Below are 20,610 nucleotides of genomic sequence, written 5' to 3'. Positions count from 1 at the left end.
GATGCCAGGCATGGTCATGGGCCTGCTGGGCTAAGCAATACGCTGTAGCGCCGGTTCCTTTGACCGGCATCGAAAAGCCCCGAATGATTCGGGGCTTTTTTTTGCCTTCGCGTTGCGGAGGCCTAACCCCTCCGACAAACGGCGAAAAAAAATCCCCAACGACATCATCACTAGATATGCCGTATTAATCCTCTCTATTACGTCAATAGACGCTATATCTGCTCTGTTTCGCAAAACCAACCTCTTCATCGCCATGTCCGTTCAGCGACTTTTTGGTGCAATCGTCTTGTGGGATCAAAAAATCGACGCCAATATGCCGCCGTCCGGTTTTGCCAAGGTGATCACAGGTAAGACTATTTGCTCGCGGCACCCACGCTCAGGCGCTCATGACCTCATCTCTGACCCCTTCGGCCACCGATGGCTTCGTCTGTCCCGTGTTGAAAACTGGGCGGGAAGGCTGCACGGCCCGTTTCAATAGCGCGCTGTATCAGCTTGTGGTTTCGCATGGCGATATCGAGGAAACACTGGATCTCGGGTTCTCCGGCAGTCGTGTACTGGAGCGGTTGCTGCAGGTGCCGGGTGAAGTGGTGTCGCGGGACGAGTTGATGGCCCATGCATGGGAAGGTCGCGTTGTCGGCCAGGGCAGCCTGAATCAGCAAATTTATACGCTGCGCCAGGCATTGTTCGATGGACGCAGCCAGATCATTCAGACACTGCCGCGGCGCGGATACCTGTTCAACCCGCAATATCTGATCGTCGATCAGGCGCGCCCCGCGGTTGGCCCGTCAGTTGATGCGATCGCGGACGAACCCGAGCAGCTAATGGTCGAGTTGCCAGTGGCGACCATTCAGGCAACAACGGATCTACCAGAACCAGCCCCTCGGCGCCGCTCCTGGCAGATCCTGGCGCTCGTCGGTTCAGCGATGATGGTACTGCTGGGCCTGGCGACGCTGGGTTTCCGGCTGGCCAGCACCTCGGCGCCCTCCTTCACCCAGACGGTCGAGGCTGGGCCGCTCGAGGTGCTTTACGTGGAGGAGAGCCAGCGTCAACTAGATCTGGTGATTAACGATACGCGACATCTGGTCGATACCCTGGCCAACATGAGTGCCGAACCCGCGCGGGTGATCGTCAACATGTCCCCAGGTTTTTATGAAATTCGCTGCCTGCAAGGTGACGGAAGAGTCAACTGGCTGAAGGTTCACAAGAGCAAGATCCAGACGATCCCCAGCGGCCATTTACGAGAGTGCCTGAAATGAATAGCCAGAACGAAACCGGAGCAGTTGGTAAGCGCATGCTGCGGGTTATGGCACCTGCCGCCCTGCTGTTGTGGGCGTTCGTGGCAATGGGCACCAGTGGTAACGCCTCGTCGAAATTCGATGGCCGCTACAGCTCCACCGGCCAGGTGCTGCTGAGCGACGGCAGCACCGTCAAGGTCAGCCAGAGCCTGGTTTTCAACAAGGGGCGTTTCTATACGATGACCCGAAATTCTCCAGCCATCGTCGAAGCCTCCGGGCGACTGGAGACGGATCTGTTAGGGCGTGCCTCGCTGGTCGTGGAAGAAGGTCAGGTGCACGGCCTGGGGCCGCAAGACCAGCTGGACGACGAATTGATGTTCAACCTGTTCTATGGCTCCCACAAAGGCGCCCGCATAACCCTCGAGCAGGTTGGCGCCTGCCTCTACGGCGTCCAGACGCAACAAGTCTACTGCGCCGACGACCACCCGCACCGGGGCTGATGCCTCATCTCCTATCGGTAGCGATGCGCCTGCAACGCAGTCGAGACTGCCGCTGTAGCGCTCTTTCTAGACACCGATAAAGCGCCGAGTCCGATAAGGCCCGGCCTTATTCCACTCGCACCGCAGCCCATGATCAAGAGAGCGAGCTCGCGGTTGGTAGTTGGTACGCGCCGAGGGGGCCTTCCCTGATGGCGGGCTCATATCAGCAAGACTTTGCCTCTACCTGCGCCGTCATTACAGGCCTGATCACGGGCCGGAAAATAGCGGTTCTGGTAACGAGCGGCACGATTTGACCTAGCTGGCCCCCCACTACCGATGGCCGGGCGACGCACTCCGATGCGGCCGGTCATTCGCGGCGAGCGAGCAACCACCCATCGCAATCTCAGTCAGAGGACGCTCCGCTGTAGCTCGCTCCGCTTTCCGAGAAGCGCACCTTGCCGTAGCTGTCACCGAAGAGTTCCTTGTACAGCGCCTCGGCCGAGGCGGTCAGCAGCAGGATTTCTACCCGGCGATTGGCACCGCTTTGAGGGTCGTCGGGGTGCAGGGGCATGACGTCGGCTTGAGCCGTTACCTGCAGCACCGAGCGTTCGCTCAATCCAGCGGCGACCAGGGCATTACGTGCGCGCAATGCGCGATCACCGGACAGGTTCCAGTTGTCGTAGCCGTTCTTCTGTCGATAAGGCGTGGCATCCGTGTGGCCGCTGATGATCAGCTTGTTGTCGACCTTCGTCAGCACGCCGGACAGCACACCGAGCAGCTTCTGGAAGTGCGGATTGAGCGTGGCACTGCCGCGCTGGAACATGAACCGCTGCTGGTCGTCCTTGATCAGGATGCGCAAGCCCTGGGGCACCACATCCACTTCCAGGTTGGCCAACGCATCGACCTCACTGGCGACCTGCCGCATGAGGGCGGCGAGCTTTTGAAGTTCTTCGGTCGAGCCGTAGTTGCGGCTGCCGTCCTGTTCGCTGTTCGACTCGCGGGAAGTTGTTTCATCGGCCCGCGCTGGGCGCACCGGCATGCCGTCGAGTTCCAGCGGCGAACGGCTGGTGCCGTCGAAGATCCCCGCGCCACCATCGACCAGCGGATTGCTCTCCATCTCACCGTAGGATGGGTTGGACTGATCTATCTGGGGCTGGATGATCCACAGCACCATGAACAGCGCCATCATCGCCAGCGTGAAGTCGGCGAAGGCTACCTTCCAGGCACCGCCGTGCGCATCGTCATGGCCTTTCTTGCCGCGGCGCTTGATGATGATCTCGTGCTCGCCGCCGGACCCGCCCTTGCCCCTGCTCCTCATGCGGCGTCCCTTTCTTCCTCATACTGCGTCACCCATTTTTCCAGCTGGCGGAAGGCGGGTTTGACGTCCTGCTCGATCAGCTTGCGACCGGCGTCTACCGCCAGCAGCGTGGGCTTGCCCGCAACGTGTGCCACCAGGGTGGTCCGCACGCATTCGAGGGCGGAAAGTTCGGTCTTGATACGCTGACTCATGGCATTGGACAGCGGGTCCATCAGGCAATAGCAGAAGAAGATGCCGAGGAAAGTACCCACCAGCGCGGCGGCCACGTGGGCACCGATTTCCGCGACGCTGCCGCCGATGCTGCCCATGGTGATGATGATCCCCATGATTGCCGCGAGAATGCCGAAGCCTGGCATCGCTTCACCGATCTTGTGCAGCGAACGCGCAGGCTGCAGCAGGGCGTGCTCCATGGCTTCGAGTTCCTGTTCGAGGAAGCCTTCCAGCTCGTGAGCGCTGATTTTGCCCATGGCCATCAGGCGGAAGTTGTCGGCGATGAAGGCCATCAGGTTCTTTTCCTGGAGGATCAGGGGGTAGCGCACGAACAGATCGCTCTGCTCTGGCTCCTCGATATGCGAGTCGAGCACCTTCAAACCGCCCACATCGACCATCTCAAGCAGCTCATAAAGCAGCATCAGCAACTGACGCTGAAACTCCTCGCCCCGACGCTGGTAGGAAAAGACGTCCTTGATCTGATGCAGCATCTCGATCAGAACTTCCTTGGGGTTACCGACAACAAGACTGCCGAGCGCCGCGCCGAGAATGATCACCACCTCGGCAGGCTGCCAGAGCACTCGCATGTCGCCGTTGGCCATGGCGTAGCCGCCCAGCACGCAACCGATGATGATGAACGCACCTATTACTTTCTGCATGACGTTACTGACTTCTCTCGGTTAGGAAGCGACAAGCCTTGGCTATGGCCTGCTTGCTCAACTGACAGACCCGGGCGTCGCTGACTTCCAGCACCAGGGCAATTTCTTTCAGGCTCAGCTCGTGCTGGTAGTACAGCGTCAGCACCAGGCGCTCGCGCTCGTCCAGCCGCGCCAGCGCCTGTGCCAGCACGCGCTCCTTGATCAGGCGCTCCTCGAACAGCTCGGCGGTATCGGGGAAATGCTCGTGGCCGCTCTGTAGCAGCTCATCGAGGCTTTCGATCGCTTCGGATGAATCGGCACAGAGAAAGTCCTGGTATTCCTTTTCGTCGAGGCCGGTGTGGGCCTTGATCTCTTCGTCGCTGGGCTCGTGGCCCAACTGTCTCGACAGGTCACGGATCGCGTCGCGTACTTTGTGCGCCTGCTGGCGGACCTGCCGCGGGCGCCAGTCCTGACGGCGCAACTCATCGAGAATGGCGCCCCGGATGCGCAGCGAGGCGAACTTGCCGAACTGCTCGTCAGGTTCGCCGTAGCGGCGCAGCCCTTCGAGCAGACCCATCATGCCGATTTGCTCCATGTCCTCGCGGTCGAGCACCTGGTTGGCTTGCAGCGAAAGCTGCCGGACGATGCGCTTAACCAACGGCAGGTATTGCATCAGCCAGCGCTGCTCGACCGCCGGTGCGAATACCGAAGGGCCAGCCGGCGTAGCGCCGTAGAAGTCGATGGGGCAAGTGGCGGTCATGGCGCGGCCTTTACTGCACGATCAGCTTGTTGACCAGCACGTGCTTGAACGGCACGGCTGCATTCTTGCTGGCAAAATCGGCGAACAGGACGGTTTCAAGACGCTCCTGCAATTCGCTGATCTTCAACCCGCGCAGTTCGGCAAATGGCAGTGACGACAGGTAGCCCACTACGGAATTACGCACGATGGGTTCAACCTGCTCGAATTTCTTCGGCTTGTCGGAGGCATCGGCCTGCAGCGCCAGGTCCAGCACGAAATAGTGCTCACGACCTTCGCCGCGGACACTGACGATGACTTTCTCGACCGGGAAGAACTCATACTCCGAAGGTTCGACCGGCTCCACTGCCGCAACCTGTTCGGAGCTGCCGCCCTCCAGGCCGGGCTTGAGCAGCCAGTAGCTGACGCCAACCCCACCGGCAACGGTCAGGACGTTGAGCAGCAGCATCAGCAGAACGAGACGGGACGTGGACATAACACACTCACAATTGGGTAATTAGGTTTAAACCGGTCAAACCGTGATCAATACATCCCGGGCGTGACCGCGCTCCCGGCTCTGTTGCTGTTCCTCTTGGCGGGCTGCCGTGGGTAGCTCATCGCCGCCCAATGCCGCCCGTTGACGCTGCTGGCCTTGCTGCCCGCCGCTGTCGGCACCAACCTGAACGTTGACCTGGACGAAGTGCTGGCCCACCAGTTCGTGGCGCAAGCGATCGCTTGTCTGCTGCAGCAGCCGCGCCACGTCGGCATTCGCTGCCGACAGATGCACGTTCAGCCGGCCCGACTCATGGCTGAGCATGATTTCCATGCTGCCGAGCTCCGGTGGATCGAGGCGGATGGTGGCGCTCTGAATCTTCTGCTGGATCTGCAGGTCGACGTTCTCACGCAACGCATGCAGCATCTGCTCCCCCCACTTGGCTTCCGGCGCTTGCAGCTTCAGCGCGCGGTCCGCCTGGACGGGTGCGGTCTGACCCCGCTCGACCGTACTGGTGAGCGGCTCACCGGCATCGAGCGACTCGACGATTTCGTGCAGATCCAGCGAAGCGGCCGGCATGGTGTCGACCGGCGCCGGCGCAACGGCAGGCTGGCCAAGGGACATATCGACGACCGGCTTCATCGCAGCCGGCATCAACGGATTCATTTCTGCGGCGCGACGTTGAAAGTCACCTGTCAGCCGCGCATCCAGCGGGTCGACCGCGCCGGCATCAGCCTGCTGATCGCCGAAGGGGTCGCGCCCCTGCAACCAGGCGAGCGGGTCAAGCGGGGTCCGAGCGACTTCTGGCAACGCTTGTGGCACTGGCAGCGGCGCAGCGTCTGCAAGCCCTGCATCGCGCGCCTGAATATCGGTCGATTGCTGGTCGAGCATGCCAAGCAGCCACTGCTCTGGAGTCAATTCCTGGGGCGCTTCGCTGCCCTGGGTGGCATCTCCGCCTGCCTGCAGCACTTGTCCCTGCTCGGCCAGCGGACTCGGTAGTGCACCCTGCAGCGTGGCCGCGGGCAGCTCCGAGAGGCGCCCCTCGGTCTCGGACGATGCCGACTGCATGCGCTCGCCAAAGCCGCGTCGAGCCTCGCCGGCCAGCCGCTGGCCTGCAGCGGGCTGGTGCGCCGAGGCCGCTTGCGGGGCTGCCGGCAATACTGCGCTTGCAGCTGCAGCACGCGTGACCGAAATCGGCTGAATATTCATCCCCTGTCTCCGGCCTGATACATGTCGACACGCTGATAGGCAGCTCGCCCTTCGGCGTACTCGAGGTGATTCAAAAGCAGCAGGCGCAAGCGCTCGCACTCCTCCGCGCAGGCCTGCACTCCCTTGTCGTGGAGCTGTTTGAGCCGGTGCTTCGCCGCGCGTGTCGGCTCGTCGAGTTCATCGCGGGTGGCCAACATTTCCAGGCACTGGCGGATCGCTTCGTCCGCCGCTGCGACGGCATGCCAGTCGCTACCTTGCAATGCCTGCTTCAGCTGGGCATGCAGCGCCATCAAGCGCTCGCCATCACTTACGCGCGGCACTGACGCCCTCCCAGCCTTCGCGCAATACGCCAAGCAGATTGATCACCTCATCCAGGCCCTCGAGCGACAGCGTCACGCTGACATCCGAGATCCGGTAGATGCAGTACTCATAAAGACGTGACAGGCCCTGAACCACCTCACCGCCGCCCTCTTCATCGAGTGCGCCGTTGAGGCCGTTGAGGATGTTCATGCACTTCTCCAGGGAAGCGCCTTTCTGCTGATAGCGCTTGTGCTCGATGTGACCGCGTGCACGAGCCAGCTCGTCGAGCAGGCCATCCATCAGGACCAGCACCAGCTCGTAGGGCGAGGCAGAAGCCGCACGGGCTTCGAGGTCTACCGAGCGATAGCTGTCATAGCTTTCATTAGGGTAATAGGTGCTCATGAGAACAGTCCCTTAGCCTGCGTAGAGTTTTGCATCGCGAACATTCCGTTGGTCTGCTCCATGCTCTGCATGGTTTGCATCATGGTGGTGAACTGCCTGAGATAGCGGCTGTAATGGGTGTCGTACTGCTGCTGGAGGTTTTCGAACTGCTCGTCGATGCGGCGCAGGCTCATGTCCAGCGTGTCCATGCGGTTCTTCAGCAGGCCGTTGGTGGTGCTGGTGTAGCTGGTGACTGTCTTGTCGATGCTTTCGAGCAGCTTGTCCTTGCCGGTGAACAGTTCTTCGAAGCCCGCAGGATCATTGGCGACGGCTGCATCGAAGCGCTTGGCGTCGATGGTCAGCTTGCCGTTACGGTCCGCGCTGATGCCGAACTCGATCAGGCTTTTCCCGCCGAAGTCGGTACGCAGCAGGCCGTTGAGCCGGCTCTCGATGGAGCGCACGCTGGAGTCGCCTGCCAGAGCACCGCGCTTGGCGCTGTCGCCGCCACTGGCGGTCAGCGAATCGAAACTGGTCATCAGGGCGTTGAAGGCGTCGATGAAGCTCTGCGCCTTGGCTTTGGTTCCAGCCTTGTCCTGGCCGACCGTGACGGTCAGGGGCGTGTCACCCGCCGTGTGGGTCTTGCTGACGGTCATGCTGACGCCATCGATGACGTTGGCGAAGGTATTGCTGGCGCTGGTCAGCTCGATACCGCCCGCGCCATGGCTGCCACCCAGACGCATCAGTGCATCCTGGGCAGTGGAAAGCGTAGTGGTGGTGGCTGCGGGGTTACCCGTCATGGTCGTGCTGAACGCGTTGGCCGCACCGGTTTCCCCGCTGGTCACTACCAGACTGACCGCGCCATTGCTGCGTACGAGCGTCGCCTGCACACCAAGGCCCGCACCATTGATGGCGGTGGCCGCTTCGTCCAGGGTGGCGTAGCTGCTCAGGTCGAATGCTTGAGTGTTCAACGTCAGGGTGCCGCTCAGACTGCCATCGACCAATCCCTGCACCGCGACCTGCTGCTTACTCGCCAGGCGCTCGACGAAGAAGTCGTAGGTCCCGGCCTTGGCAGTAGTACCCACTGTCGCCGTTGCGTAACCCTCCTGGCTGAAGGTTGCGCTGTTGGTCAGCATGCTGGTCGTCTTGCTATTGAGCTTGGTGACGGCCGACTTGAAGGTCGTCATGGACGTGCGCAACGAATTCAATGCGTCGCGCTGCGCCTTGTAGCGGGACTCGTTGCGGTTAAGCCGATCCAGCGACGACTGAACTTCGTAAGTCGCCAACTGCTTCGACATCTGCTGTACGTAATCTGAATTTATAGCCATCACCATCCCCTCTTGAAACTGGTAGAGCAAGTTGGATGCCAGGTCTCGAATGCCCGTAATACGGGCGCTTCAGAGCTAGCCATGCAGAAAAAAGGCTTCCGCTATGCGTCACGACGAGGAAACGGGGAAACGCCGTTTCCGCCTGCGCAATAGGCGGAACATCTCTCTGTAAAGGCGACGTCAGAGGTGAGGCAGTTAAAGCGGTAACCGAAAAGGATTAATTCCTTGCGGCATGAGCTCAGCAATACGCCAGGGGCAGTCGCGGGTGGACGCCACAGAGGGTATGAAATGAAATTAGCTGCGGGGGGGTGTGGGCCCGGTGGAAGCACCAGCAGACGTTGATCGCCAGCTTGCTGGCTCCTACAACGATGGCAGCGATAGTCTGTGTGACGCACCAATCTGCACGCATCGCTTTTGGTAGGAGCCAGCTTGCTGGCGATCTGCGAGGCTATTCGCGGGGCTACAGGAGACTTCGACCGCCACTGGATTCAGGGCGGATGTTGCTTTTGCCATCCAACACTTCGCTGTGGATACGCTGGCGGGTTATACCGCCGTGAGGCCAGCGCGGCGCGCCTTGCTAATGGGATGGGATATCGATCGTTGCGTCTCAGTAGGCCTGAGGCGAATAGAGCCGGGCGTCCTGCCCACCGGCGAGCAGTTGCTGAAGAATATCGTGGTGCATGGCGAGCAGCTTGCCGTTGTGCTCGTTGAACTGCTGACATTGCACGGCCAGATCGCCGACCTGCTGCCAATGCTGCTGCAATGACTCACCGCGTTCGCCCGAGCAGCTGGAGAGCAGACGGCGCATGCCCACGCCAGAGGTTTCCAACCGGAACGCTGCCAGCACTTTGCTGCGGCGCTGCGCACGCGCGGCAATGGCCTCGACACGAACGGTGATCTGCAGATTGATACGATCTATCTCGGGGACATCGCGCTCAAGCAGACGCCCGTATAACTCCTGCATCAGCTCGCGCAAGACCAGGTAGTCGCCGCAATCCTGCTGCAGATCGTCATCGACGACAGCGAGCAGCTTCTCTCGCTGGCTCACGCATCATTTCCGCGGTGATAGCTGAGCATGCTGCTCGCCAGCTCACCCACGTCGGTGGAAATCTCACCACGCTGCAGGGCTTGCTTGATCGCGGCGACGCGGTCGAGATCGACCTCGGGCATGGCGCGCAGGGCTTCGTGCATCTGTTCCAACGGCAGGCTCTCGACTTGACGGGCGGCTGGTTGGACGGCCGGGCGAGAGGCGACCTGACGGGCCGCGGAAAGCTCGGACGGTGCTACGGAGGCGGGCTTGAAGTGCCGGCTGATTTCCATGATTTTTCGTTCCAACTCGGTGGTTACTGCCTAACAAGCGACCGCTCGGGCGGATAACTTAAATCTTTTTTGCGCTCACAGGACGAGTGGCGCTGGGCTGGACCGATCGCGCTATCGACTGCGCGCCATCTGAAACCCGTAAGAGCCAGTGGCGCCGGGTCTGGCTGACGATAGCAGTTGGCGCACGTCCATGATCGCCAGCAAGCTGGCTCTTTTGCTGCGAGGTGATCGCTCCGGCTACGCAATCTGGCCGCGCCACCAGGTTTGTGCTGCCAAACCATCCTGAATCTTCTGCTCCTGCGTCATCAGCAGTTGCTGCCATTGCTGCATCTTGGCGTCGATCACGTGCTCGACGACCTTTTCGCTGCGCATGGCCTGCAGCAATTCCTGTTGAATGCGCGCCAGCGCGTGCTCGGCCACCGCCAGTTCGCGGCGCTGCAGCTCCACCATCTTGTAGAGCGTGGCCTTGTAGCGCTGCTGATTGTCGCGCTGCAAGGGTGTGTTCATCGGCACGGAGAACCCACAAAGCCGGCTGAGGCCGGTGATGTTGTTGCGATAGCGCTGGCAGAGGTTCTGCTGATACTGAACCTGCCCGAGCATCTGCTTGACCCGGTTGCCGCGCAGGCTGGCCAGGCGCGTGAGCGTTTCGATCTGCTGTTTCATGGTTGTTTGATGATGCTCTGCAGGATGGCAAGACTGGTTTCCAGTTCCGCGGCTTCGCCCACTTCCTGGCGCAGAAAGCGCTCGATGGTAGGTGCCAGCTTCACGGCGCGATCGGTTTTGAGGTCCGCGCCCGGGCTGTAGCCGCCCAGCGGGATCAGCTCCTTGATCTTCTCGTAGGTGCTGTAGAACTCCTTGAGCTGGCGCGCCGCGCCGAGGTGCGGCGGCTGGCCGACCTGGCTCATGCAGCGGCTGACCGAGGCGCAGACGTCGATGGCCGGGTAGTGCCCGGCATCGGCCAAGCGGCGCGACAGCACGATGTGCCCGTCAAGAATCGCCCGCGCGCAATCGACGATCGGGTCCTGCTGGTCATCGCCCTCGGCCAGCACCGTGTACAGCGCGCTCAGGCTGCCGTTGTCGTTGGCACCGTTGCCGGCGCTCTCTACCAGTTCCGGCAGCATGCCGAATACCGATGGCGGATAGCCCTTGGTGGCCGGCGGCTCACCGAGTGCCAGGGCAATTTCGCGCTGGGCCATGGCATAACGGGTCAGCGAGTCGACCAGCAAAAGGACGTCGTTGCCCTGGTCGCGGAAATAGGCGGCGATGCTGTGGCACAACTCGGTGGCCTTGAGGCGCATCAGTGGCGACTCGTTGGCGGGCGCGACGACCACTACGGCCTTTTTCAGGCCCTCCTCGCCCAGCGAATGCAGCAGAAACTCCTGCACTTCGCGCCCCCGCTCGCCGATCAACCCGACCACTACCACGTCAGCCTTGGTCTGGCGGGTGATCATGCCCAGCAGCACGCTTTTGCCCACACCAGAGCCGGCAAACAGCCCCACACGCTGCCCCTTGCCGAGGGTCAGCATGGCGTTGATCGCCCGCACGCCGACGTCCAGCGGTTCGCTGACTGGCTTGCGCTTGAGGGGGTTCACCGAGGGCAGCTCGGTTGGCAGCGGGTCACGCCCGCTGAGCTTGCCCATTTCGTCCAGCGGCTCGCCAAGGCCATTGACCACTCGCCCGAGCCAGGACTCATCGATGTGCAGCTTGGCATCGTCCGGCGCGGGAAACACCCGCGAGCCGGAAGTCAGACCAACCGGTTTCTTGAACGGCATCAGGTAGGTGATATCGCGGTTGAAGCCCACTACCTGCGCTTCGAGCATGCTGCCGTCGCCCTGTTCGACGAAGCAGCGCTGGCCGGTCATGCGCTGGCAGCCGAGGCTTTCCAGCAGCATGCCGGAAACGCGAACCAGCCGGCCGCTGACTTTCGCCAGCTGCACCGTATCCAGCGAGCGCAGCGCTTCGTCGAGCCGGAAGCTCTCGCGCAGGGACATATCAGGCTTGCGCCCGGATGTGGTCGGCCAGCGTATCCATGCATGAATCCAGGCGCTGCTGACAGCCGATGTCGGCTTCGGCCTGGGCCGTGATCACGCGACATTCGCCGAGTGCCAGCTTTTCATCCGGCACCAGCCGCCAGTTCGCCGCGCGCTCGGGCGCCAGTTCCTTGATCCGTGTGCATTCTTCCGGGTTGAGCAGGATGCGCACATCCTCCTGGTCGCCCGGCATGGCAGCCAAGGCTTCCTCGGCCAGGGTCAGCAGTTGCGTCGGGTGCAAGGTCAGCTCGCAGCGGATCACCTGCTTGGAGACTTTCTGGACCAGTTCCAGCAGCTGCTCACGTCGCGCCTGCTCGAACTCCTGACGAAAGCCGTCGAAACGCTCGACCAGCGCATCCATGGGGCGGGCCGCTTCGTCGAATGCGCGACGGCCCTGAACGCGGCCTTCTTCACGACCGATGGCCTTGCCGTCCTCGATACCCCGCTCGAAGCCTTCACGGTGCCCGGCTTCGCGGCCCTGCTCCAGCCCCCGCTCGTAGCCCTTGTCGATGCCTTCCTGAAAGCCATCGGCGACCGCACGTTGCAACGCTGCCGGGTCGCCAGCCATGCTGTCGGCCAGCTCCGCCGCGGTACGCACGCGCGGCGGAAAGCGGAACGGGCGCCACGAGCGGCCCTCACCCTTGATTACCTTGATGCTCATTGGCGCTTACTCGACCGTCTGTTCGCGGAAGAGCTGAACCTGCAGGTCGCCTTCGTTGGACATGTCACGGACCACGGCCATGATGTCCTTGCGCACCTGCTCTACACGACTCAGCGGCACCGGGCCCTGACGGCGGTTGATCGATTCCATCTGCTGCGCCTGACGCTTGGGCATCGCAGCCTGGACGGCCTTGACCAACGCAGGCTCGGCGCCTTTGAGCGCGACGACCCATTCCTCCAGCGGAATCACTTCCAGCAGGGTCTGCAGCACGTCCGGGTTCTGCCGCGAAAGGATGAAGAAGTCATACATTTCATCCTCGATCTTGCCGACCAGCTCTTCGTTATGCGCGCGCAGCAACTCGAACATCTGGTCACGGTTGCCCTTGAAGCGGTTCATGATGTCCGCCGCCTGCTTCACGCCGCGCACCTGCGAGCCCTGATTCGAGAGCACCTGCAGGCTGCGATCGATGAGCTGTTCCAGCTCGGCGATGACGTCGCTGTTGACCTCGTTGAGGTTCGCGATGCGGTAGAGCAATTCGTCCTGGCGCTCGGCGGGCATGCACTCGAGCACATCGGTAGCCATGCCTGGCGGCAGAAAGGCAAGAAACACCGCCTGCATCTGCGCGTGTTCTTTGGCGATCAGTGCGGCGAACTGCTTTGGATCGAGCCACTCCATCTTCGCCATCTTGGCGCGAATCTCCTCGCCATAGATGGAATCGAGCAGCGAGCGGGTGATGTCGCCGCCCAGCGCCTTGCCGAGCATGCCTGACAGATAGGTACGCGAAGCGCCCTTGATGCTGCTCTGCTCCTTGTAGTCGTCGAAGAAGCGGCTGATCACATCGGAAACCATCGGCTGCTTGACGTTGGACAGACGCGCCATCGCCTGGCTGATGCTGATGATCTCTTCACGCGTGAAGTTACGCAGGATGCCCGCGGAGATATCGTCGCCCATGCTCAGCATGAGGATCGCCGCCTGGTCCAGCGAACTCACCGAGCGCAACTGCACCGGGCGCGCCTTGATTTCCTTGCTCGAGCCGGTAACCGACTCAGCTGGCTGGGTTGAGGTCTCTTTCATTGCGGCCTATCCAATGCTTGATGACTTCCGAAACACGCTCCGGGTCGTTCTTGGCGAGCATCTGCAAGTGCTCGATTTGTAGCTCCAGCCCTGATCCCGGTGCTGGCAGGCGGATCTCCGAGAGCGGATTGAGCTCTCCGAAAATATGGATACCGTCGCCGCTGGCACGTGGGCTCGCCAGTGCTGCTCGAGCCTCGGCTTCGATCGGCGTCGCCAGCGGCATGGCTGCCAGGGTGCCTTCAAGGGCAACTGCGTCAGCTTCCGCCGGGGCGCTGCGCTGGGTAAGGCTGCGCACTGCCGGTCGGACCACGATCAGCAACAGCAGCAGGGCAATCAGACCGGCCAGCGCAAGCTTGGCCAGCGCATGTACCTGAGTGTTTTCCCACCAGGGCACTTCTTGCGTAACGGTGTCCACCGCGGCGAAAGGCAGCACGCTGAGGGTGATCAAATCACCGCGCTCCTGCTTGAAGCCAACGGCGCTGCGCACCATCGCTTCAAGTTGAGCGCGCGCTTCTTCACTCCAGCCGCCTTCCGGCGCAGCAGCGGCATTGAGCACCACTGCAACGCTCTGCTGACGTAGGGCGAAGCCTGCGTGTTTGACGTGCACCACGCTCTGGTCGTAATCCATCTGCCGGTTGGATTCTTCGCGCAAGGACGTGGCGCCCTTGGTTTCATTCTTGGCCGCGGCGGGGTCCTCGCCCTCTTTCGGCGGGGCAACCGGACGATTGGCCAACGAGCCCGGAATGCCCAGTGCCAGCTGGTCCAGGGCACTCTCGTTGCTCAGGACTTCGCGGCGCAGACGTGGCGTTTCGCCATAAGCCTGGAAGGTCTCTTCCTTCTGGCTGAAGTCGATGTCGGCCGCAACGCTGATACGGTAGTTGCCGTTACCCAACACAGGTGCCAGCACCTGCTCGATGTTGGCGACCGCCTTCTGCTGGTAGTCCTCTACGGCGCCCCAGTTCTGCGCGGGACCGCCGCCTACGTTCAGACCACGCGACAGCAACGCGCCGTACTGATCGACCACACCGACATCTTCGGCCTTGAGGTTAGGCACGCTGCCAGCCACCAGATTGACGATTGCGCCGACCTGATCGGCGCCGAGCTTGTAGCCGGGCTCCAGTTGCAGCATCACCGAGGCCTTGGTGGGCGCACGCTTGCTGATGACGAAAGAGCTGTTCTCTTCCTGCGCCAGGTGTACGCGGGCATGTTGAACACCCTTGAGCGACATCACGGTGCGCGCCAGTTCTCCCTCCAGGCTGCGCTTGAGGCGCACGTCCTGAACGAACTGGCTGGTGCCCAAAGGCTCCTCCTTGTCGAACAGCTCGTAACCGGCCGGCAGCGCCACTTTCACGCCTTTGGCCGCCAGCAGCATGCGGGCACGGGACAGCTGGTCCTCGCGCACCAGGATCTGCCCACTCTGCGGATGGATGCGGTATTGCACCGCCTCGCCGTCGAGCACCTGCATCACCTCGGCAACCGGAAAGGCTTCGCCTGCGCCATGCAGCGGGCGGAACGAGCCGTTGTCGCGCCACAGGTAAAAGGCCACGGCAACTGCCAGCGCGGCGGCAATCACTGCCATGCCGGCGAGCGTCACCCGCGGGTCGAGTTGAAGGCCGCCGGCTGGCATTCTGCTTTTCAGTTTTTCAAACACGGCTTAGCTCTCACGCTCGGTCACAGCGGCATTCTCATGACGTCATCGAACGCCGTGGTCAGTTTGTTGCGCACTTGCAGCAGGGCGGAGAACGACACGCTGGCCTTCTGGCTGTCGATCATCGCCCCGACCAGATCGTCGCTCTTGCCACTGTCCACCGCCGCCATGGCAGCGCTTGCCTGATGCTGCTGGGTGTCGACCGAGCGCATCGCGGACATGAACAGCCCGCCCGCGTCCGGCGAAGCCTCGTCAGCTGGCTTGATCACGGGGTTGGCGGCGACACCCTGAAGCTGCTGCATCCGGCCCAGCAAATCCTGTTGCACCTGCATGATTGAACTCATCGCTGGCTTCCCCTGTTCGGCAATAAAAGTGTCTGCATCAGAAATTCAGCTCAATGCCCTGCTCGCGCATGGCATTGAGGCGGTAGCGCAAGGCGCGCGAGGTCATCCCGAGGCTGGCAGCAGCCTTGGTCTTGTGCCCGTCGAACCTGCGAATGGTGTCGATCACATGCTGGTACTCGGCCCACTTGCCACTGGCGCGCAGGGCGGCTTTTCCGCTCTCGGCGAATAGGGGTTGTGGTATCTCCACGCGCACTTCGGCCTGTGTCGGCATTGCAAGTCCCAGATCCTGCGGCTGGATGAACAGGCCGTTACGCAGCACCAGTGCGCGCTGGACGGTGTTCTCCAGTTCGCGCGCGTTGCCCGGCCAGTCGTGCAGCATCAGCGCGCGGCAGGCATCGGCAGTGAACAGGTCTTCGCCGGCTTCCTGTGGGGCGTACTTGGCAACGAAACGCCGCGCCAGTGGCAGCACGTCTTCCTTGCGCTCGCGCAGCGGGCTGATATGCAGTGGCAGCACGTCGAGACGAAACATCAGGTCGGCACGGAAACGCCCTTCGGCGACTTCCAGCTGCAGGTCCCGGTTGGTGGCGGCGATGATGCGCACGTTGAGTTCGATTTCTCTGCGGCCGCCCAGGCGCTCCACGCGCTGCTCCTGCAGCACGCGCAGTAGCTTGGCCTGCAGCCCCAGCGGCAGCTCGCCAATCTCGTCGAGCAACAAGGTGCCGCCATTGGCCAGCTCGAACTTGCCGGGCTGGGCGGTCACCGCGCCAGTGAAGGCACCCTTCTCGTGACCGAACAGGATGGATTCGAGCATCTGCTCGGGGATCGCCGCGCAGTTCACTGCAATAAAGGGTGCATCGGCGCTGGCCGAAAAGCGGTGAATGTAGCGAGCCATCAGCTCCTTGCCGGTGCCGGTCTCGCCAGTAATGAGGATCGGCGCGCGGGTCAGCGACACGCGCTGCGCCATTGCCAACAGACGACGCCCGGCCTGAGAGCAGGACACGAAACTTTCCTGGGCAGCGCCGGCAAACTCCTGGCGACGCAACAGTGCGCCCAGCTGACTTTCGCTGAACGGCGACAATAAGTAATCAACGCAACCCAATTCGAGTAACGCGGCTGCTTTTGCCTGATCTGCATATTGAACGACCGGAATAACACTGATCGCACGTCCGCGACGTATCAGCGAATCAACCTGTGCATATAAGGCTTGATCGGATAATCCGCCGATAAATATGAAAACCAGCGAAGCGTCCTTTAGCGCCGCGCCGTCCAACTCGTTAAGGCTGGCATATGAAAAGACCGCACAGCCTTCCTTGCGCAACCCTGCATTAAGAAAGTCACAGCCTGATTCGTCGGCATTACCGACAATCACGATTTTGTTTCGCGCCGGCGCCGGAGCAAAAAGCTCTTCACGGGAGTAGTTCATTGCATGACTGACACTTTTCAATGGGACCACCTTGGCGCTGTTTACGCCTGTCGCTCGAGCACAACGCCGGATCGCTAAAAAATTATTTAAGTCTTTCGGAACTTTGGTCGCCCTGTCTGTCCAACTCGCCGTGCAAGAAGAACCAACATCCGACTGTCCTCGAAACAACTGCGCGCACGCTAACAAGCCCGCCCGGAACTGCCCAATCAGTTCCTCTAAAATTAAATCAAATGCCCGTCAGTGATCTCAAAAAAGATCAATTGATACCTATTGATTTAATCATCCCTCGCGCCCAAGCCTAGAGTGGTGGCACGCTAGAGCCGTGCCTGTGACCTAAGGCCCGTTAAACCCCGCCCTGGCCAAACGACCTTCTGCTTATATTCGCGCTTGCGGCGATGCCGTCCGTGCAAGAACCAGGAAATACAGTTCACAACATGTCTGGCAATTCAAAAGTCCACCATGGCGTGCCCGCCCAAAGCCTGACTGTATTGAAACCGCAGAAGCTTGGGCGGCATCACCACAAGATTCCTCAGTTCATCAAGGAAACCACCAACAAGAATCCCCGCTTGATGGGGGATTACTTCCTGCGCAATTACCGGATAAGCCTCGAGCTGAGCAAGGTCGACGTGCAGGAACCCAATAAACAGGGGCCGGACTGCATTTACCGTTCGCCAATGGGGAAAGTTGGTTTTTCCATTGACCGTGCATTACTGACCGAGGCACTGGAGTGTTATTACGGCGGCACTATAGTGCCGAATCAGGACACTCCTCCGCTCAGCACCTCCGAACAACGGATGCGTAATCGCCTGGGCCTGGACCTGACATATATCTTCGCGCGCTCGATATTATCCGGTGAGCCATTTGGTGAACTCGAACGCTACGAAAATGATTACGAAGAGACAACTTGGGAATATGTTGCCGAGTTCGAGTACATCAGCCACCTGACCAATAGCCGGTCGTCGATTTTCATTCATCTCGATACCGAATTGGTCGATGAACTCACCATGCGCCTGGCCGGCCCGCTGCCGACCCGGCTGACCGGTAACCCGGTCGACCACATACAGCATCTCCCTGTCCGCCTCGATTGCGTGGTTGCCTCGGTGCAGATGCCGCTGTCGCAGGTGCTTGGCTTGCAGCTCAACGACATCCTCATGGTGCGCCCGATGGACCGCTACGAAGTGCGCATCAACCAACAGAAGCTATTCCGGGGGACTGTCTTCGAAGAAGACGGCGCCTTGTACCTCACTTCACTTGAAAGCGTGAAATCCCAATGACCGGTCAACTGTCCGACAACGAATTCGAGAACCTCATCAATGAGGGCGATCTGAGCCTCGACGCCACCGACGAGCCAGCCGCTGCGCCCGCAGCCCAGCCCCAGGCGCCGCGCCAGGACCTGAGCTTCTTCGGCAAGATCCCGGTCAACGTCACCCTGGAAGTGGCGTCGGCGGAGATTTCGCTGAAGGAGCTGATGGAGTGCGACACCAGCAGCGTCATCGCGCTCGACAAAGTCGCTGGCGAGCCGCTGGACGTGAAGGTCAACGGCACCTTGTTCGCCAAGGCCGAAGTGGTGGTGATCAATGGCAGCTACGGCCTGCGCATCGTCGAGCTGTCCGGCACCAGCCTGGATGCGCTGACGCAATGAAGCTGCGCCGCGGGCTGTCTCTGCTGGGCATTCTGCTGGCCAGCCTGTTCCCCCTGGTGGCGCACGCCGCCGGTGGCGAGATCACCCTGTTCAACCTGAACGATACCGAGAACGGACAGGAATTCAGCGTCAAGCTGCAGATCCTGATCATCATGACGCTGCTGGGCTTCCTGCCGGCGATGCTGATGATGATGACCTGCTTTACCCGCTTCATCATCGTGCTGGCCATCCTGCGCCAGGCCATCGGCCTGCAGCAGAGCCCGCCGAACCAGGTACTGATCGGCATCGCGCTGATCGTCACCCTGCTGGTGATGCGCCCCGTCTGGCAGGAAATCCACAGTACTGCTTTCGAGCCTTTCCAGAACGACGAGATCAGTCTGGAGCAGGCGCTTGAAGTCTCCAAGGGCAGCCTTTCCGGCTTCATGCTGGCGCAGACCAACAAGACGGCGCTGGAAACCATGGTTGCGCTGGCTGGCGAGGAAGTGCCCGAGAATCTCGAAGACCTGGATTTCTCGTTGCTGCTGCCGGCGTTTGTGCTGAGCGAGTTGAAGACCGCATTTCAGCTGGGCTTCATGATTTTCGTGCCGTTTCTGGTGATCGATCTGGTGGTGGCGAGCGTGTTGATGGCAATGGGCATGATGATGTTGTCGCCGATGATGATCTCGCTACCGTTCAAGTTGATGATCTTTGTGTTGGTGGATGGGTGGGCGTTGTTGATGGGTACGCTGACCACCAGTATTCAGCCGTTTTAGGGGGCGGAGATGAATGCTGGTTTCGCGCGCTTGAACCCACTCATCGGACCTTTCTGTAGGAGCGCAGGGGGACGCCTAGTCCTTGCTCGCGAAGCTTTTTACGTTTGGTGCCCTAGGCCCATTGCCCTGGCAGCCCGACGCATTGGTTTCGCCCTGCTGGGCGAGTCCCTTTTGGCAATTGCCCCAAAAGGAACCAAAAGGTCTTGCCCCTACATTCGGGTCTCGCTTCGCTCGACTTCCCTCATTCCATCGCTGCTCCGAGGGGCGCCGCGCAAGGGCCATCCATGGCCCTTCACGGCTCTCGCGGCATCCATGCCGCTCGCCCCTCTGCGCAGCGATTCCATTCGGCCTCCTGAAAGGGGCGTTCGGCGGCGTCTGGCGGGTCGTGCAATGGAAAAGCAAGAAGCTGTGTCTAGCCAGGGCCACTTAACCGATGGCCGTGAAAAATTCGTAGGGTGGAAAACTGCGAAGCATTTTCCACCGCAATCGTCGCCGCAATCGGTATCGAACTTTCCCTTCGCAAACCGGTGGGTAAGCTTCGCGTTACCCAACCTACGATATCTTGAAGGCCGCACAACCGCTTTCCTGCACGGCCCGTCAGACACCATCGATTCGCCCCTTTCAGAAGGCCGAGCGCAGGTGGTGTGGAAGGGGTTGAGCGGCATGGATGCCGCGAGAGCGGCGTTGGGCCATGGATGGCCCGTCGCCGCGGGCCCCTGGAACGTCACCGGAGCGAGGGGAGTCGAGCGCAGCGAGACCCGGATGCAGGGGCAAGCGTTTTTGCTTACTTTTTCCGCGCCTGGAAAAAGTGAGTCGCCCAGCAGGGCGAAACCAATGCCTCAGCCAACCCGGCCAATAGGGATCACTCAACGAAGCCAAAGCCAAAGCCAAAAAGCTTCGCTAGGAACTCGGTCTCGCTCCCCGCTCCTACAAAAAGCGTCGGAACCACTGCAGACGACTCAACCCGTAGCACCGGCCAGGGAAAGCGCGGTGCAATCTAGCAGCATACGGGCTCCCAACACCGGATCGCGAGCAAGCTCGCTCCTACATGGGCTTACTGCCGCGCTAACCGGCACAACCACCCTCACCTCCCAGGTGCTCCCATGCTGACCCCAGACACCGCCGTCAACATCGTCTCCAACGCCATCCACGTCATCGTGCTGGTGGTCTGCGTATTGGTGGTGCCGAGCCTGCTTGGCGGCCTGCTCGTGAGCATTTTCCAGGCAGCCACCCAGATCAACGAACAGATGCTCAGCTTCCTGCCACGCCTGCTGATCACCCTCGGCATGCTGGTGTTCGCCGGGCACTGGATCCTGCGAACCTTCAGCGATCTGTTCATCGAGACCTTCACCCAAGCCGGGCGGCTGGTCGGTTAGCCGTGGGCAACGAACC

23 protein-coding genes are annotated in these 20,610 nt (G+C 61.1%); 6 read left to right on the top strand and 17 right to left on the bottom strand.

Annotated elements, in window-relative coordinates; genetic code table 11:
- Positions 1-386 precede the first annotated feature (386 nt).
- Positions 387-1,256, top strand: coding sequence for a transcriptional regulator (locus EA797_RS19110; protein ID WP_122168116.1), 870 nt, complete (start codon positions 387-389; stop codon positions 1,254-1,256).
- Complete coding sequence (locus EA797_RS19105; RefSeq protein WP_122168114.1) at positions 1,253-1,735, top strand: hypothetical protein; 483 nt, start codon at positions 1,253-1,255, stop codon at positions 1,733-1,735. Before EA797_RS19110 ends, EA797_RS19105 begins: the two co-directional genes overlap by 4 nt.
- 382 nt (positions 1,736-2,117) lie before the next feature.
- Here the strand turns inward: EA797_RS19105 and EA797_RS19100 are convergent, their stop codons facing one another.
- From EA797_RS19100 to EA797_RS19020, 17 genes are all read right to left on the bottom strand, one after another.
- The gene (locus EA797_RS19100) at positions 2,118-3,032 is read right to left on the bottom strand and encodes an OmpA family protein (protein WP_122168112.1); all 915 of its coding nucleotides are present in this window, start codon (positions 3,030-3,032) and stop codon (positions 2,118-2,120) included.
- Positions 3,029-3,901 carry a flagellar motor stator protein MotA gene (motA, locus tag EA797_RS19095; protein ID WP_122168110.1) on the bottom strand — a complete coding sequence of 291 codons (873 nt, stop codon included), beginning with the start codon at positions 3,899-3,901 and terminating at the stop codon, positions 3,029-3,031. The genes EA797_RS19100 and motA overlap by 4 nt, the downstream gene beginning before the upstream one ends.
- Before the next feature lie 4 nt (positions 3,902-3,905).
- Positions 3,906-4,640 (bottom strand): FliA/WhiG family RNA polymerase sigma factor, encoded by a 735-nt coding sequence (locus EA797_RS19090; protein WP_122168108.1) that lies wholly within the window; start codon positions 4,638-4,640, stop codon positions 3,906-3,908.
- Positions 4,641-4,650: 10 nt separating this feature from the next.
- Positions 4,651-5,112: a flagellar basal body-associated FliL family protein gene (locus EA797_RS19085; RefSeq protein ID WP_122168106.1), complete on the bottom strand. Its 462-nt coding sequence runs from the start codon at positions 5,110-5,112 to the stop codon at positions 4,651-4,653.
- A gap of 36 nt (positions 5,113-5,148) precedes the next feature.
- Positions 5,149-6,318 carry a flagellar hook-length control protein FliK gene (locus EA797_RS19080; protein ID WP_122168104.1) on the bottom strand — a complete coding sequence of 390 codons (1,170 nt, stop codon included), beginning with the start codon at positions 6,316-6,318 and terminating at the stop codon, positions 5,149-5,151.
- On the bottom strand, positions 6,315-6,638 hold the full coding sequence (locus EA797_RS19075; protein WP_122168103.1) for a hypothetical protein: 324 nt from the start codon (positions 6,636-6,638) through the stop codon (positions 6,315-6,317). The genes EA797_RS19080 and EA797_RS19075 overlap by 4 nt, the downstream gene beginning before the upstream one ends.
- Positions 6,622-7,020: a flagellar export chaperone FliS gene (gene fliS / locus EA797_RS19070; protein ID WP_122168101.1), complete on the bottom strand. Its 399-nt coding sequence runs from the start codon at positions 7,018-7,020 to the stop codon at positions 6,622-6,624. Before fliS ends, EA797_RS19075 begins: the two co-directional genes overlap by 17 nt.
- Positions 7,017-8,324: a flagellar filament capping protein FliD gene (gene fliD, locus EA797_RS19065; RefSeq protein ID WP_122168100.1), complete on the bottom strand. Its 1,308-nt coding sequence runs from the start codon at positions 8,322-8,324 to the stop codon at positions 7,017-7,019. The genes fliS and fliD overlap by 4 nt, the downstream gene beginning before the upstream one ends.
- A gap of 607 nt (positions 8,325-8,931) precedes the next feature.
- Positions 8,932-9,372, bottom strand: coding sequence for a flagellar protein FlgN (flgN, locus tag EA797_RS19060; RefSeq protein ID WP_122168098.1), 441 nt, complete (start codon positions 9,370-9,372; stop codon positions 8,932-8,934).
- A complete protein-coding gene (flgM, locus tag EA797_RS19055) occupies positions 9,369-9,644 on the bottom strand; it encodes a flagellar biosynthesis anti-sigma factor FlgM (protein WP_122168097.1) in 276 nt (91 codons plus the stop codon). Before flgM ends, flgN begins: the two co-directional genes overlap by 4 nt.
- A 237-nt stretch (positions 9,645-9,881) precedes the next feature.
- A complete protein-coding gene (locus EA797_RS19050; RefSeq protein ID WP_122168095.1) occupies positions 9,882-10,307 on the bottom strand; it encodes a flagellar export protein FliJ in 426 nt (141 codons plus the stop codon).
- The gene (fliI, locus tag EA797_RS19045; protein WP_019341999.1) at positions 10,304-11,635 is read right to left on the bottom strand and encodes a flagellar protein export ATPase FliI; all 1,332 of its coding nucleotides are present in this window, start codon (positions 11,633-11,635) and stop codon (positions 10,304-10,306) included. Before fliI ends, EA797_RS19050 begins: the two co-directional genes overlap by 4 nt.
- A gap of 1 nt (position 11,636) precedes the next feature.
- Positions 11,637-12,335, bottom strand: coding sequence for a flagellar assembly protein FliH (gene fliH, locus EA797_RS19040; RefSeq protein ID WP_122168093.1), 699 nt, complete (start codon positions 12,333-12,335; stop codon positions 11,637-11,639).
- Positions 12,336-12,341: 6 nt separating this feature from the next.
- A complete protein-coding gene (locus EA797_RS19035; protein ID WP_122168091.1) occupies positions 12,342-13,409 on the bottom strand; it encodes a FliG C-terminal domain-containing protein in 1,068 nt (355 codons plus the stop codon).
- Positions 13,381-15,060, bottom strand: a complete 1,680-nt coding sequence (gene fliF, locus EA797_RS19030) for a flagellar basal-body MS-ring/collar protein FliF (RefSeq protein ID WP_122168089.1) — start codon at positions 15,058-15,060, stop codon at positions 13,381-13,383. Before fliF ends, EA797_RS19035 begins: the two co-directional genes overlap by 29 nt.
- 20 nt (positions 15,061-15,080) lie before the next feature.
- Positions 15,081-15,401: a flagellar hook-basal body complex protein FliE gene (gene fliE, locus EA797_RS19025; RefSeq protein ID WP_122168087.1), complete on the bottom strand. Its 321-nt coding sequence runs from the start codon at positions 15,399-15,401 to the stop codon at positions 15,081-15,083.
- Positions 15,402-15,438: 37 nt separating this feature from the next.
- On the bottom strand, positions 15,439-16,824 hold the full coding sequence (locus tag EA797_RS19020) for a sigma-54 dependent transcriptional regulator (RefSeq protein ID WP_122168085.1): 1,386 nt from the start codon (positions 16,822-16,824) through the stop codon (positions 15,439-15,441).
- A 434-nt stretch (positions 16,825-17,258) separates the two neighbouring features.
- On the opposite strand from EA797_RS19020, the gene EA797_RS19015 reads away from it, so the two are divergent.
- The 4 genes from EA797_RS19015 to EA797_RS19000 all read left to right on the top strand — a co-directional run bounded on the left by EA797_RS19015 (position 17,259) and on the right by EA797_RS19000 (position 20,594).
- Positions 17,259-18,098 (top strand): FliM/FliN family flagellar motor C-terminal domain-containing protein, encoded by an 840-nt coding sequence (locus EA797_RS19015; protein WP_122168084.1) that lies wholly within the window; start codon positions 17,259-17,261, stop codon positions 18,096-18,098.
- Complete coding sequence (fliN, locus tag EA797_RS19010) at positions 18,095-18,466, top strand: flagellar motor switch protein FliN (protein ID WP_122168082.1); 372 nt, start codon at positions 18,095-18,097, stop codon at positions 18,464-18,466. The genes EA797_RS19015 and fliN overlap by 4 nt, the downstream gene beginning before the upstream one ends.
- Entirely contained in the window at positions 18,463-19,218 is a 756-nt protein-coding gene (fliP, locus tag EA797_RS19005; protein WP_122168080.1) for a flagellar type III secretion system pore protein FliP, read from the top strand. The genes fliN and fliP overlap by 4 nt, the downstream gene beginning before the upstream one ends.
- A 1,103-nt stretch (positions 19,219-20,321) precedes the next feature.
- Complete coding sequence (locus EA797_RS19000) at positions 20,322-20,594, top strand: flagellar biosynthetic protein FliQ (RefSeq protein ID WP_021209062.1); 273 nt, start codon at positions 20,322-20,324, stop codon at positions 20,592-20,594.
- Positions 20,595-20,610 lie beyond the last annotated feature (16 nt).

The organism is Stutzerimonas zhaodongensis (genome assembly GCF_003696365.1).
GTDB lineage: Bacteria > Pseudomonadota > Gammaproteobacteria > Pseudomonadales > Pseudomonadaceae > Stutzerimonas > Stutzerimonas zhaodongensis.
This window is presented reverse-complemented; position numbering and strand designations above follow the sequence as displayed.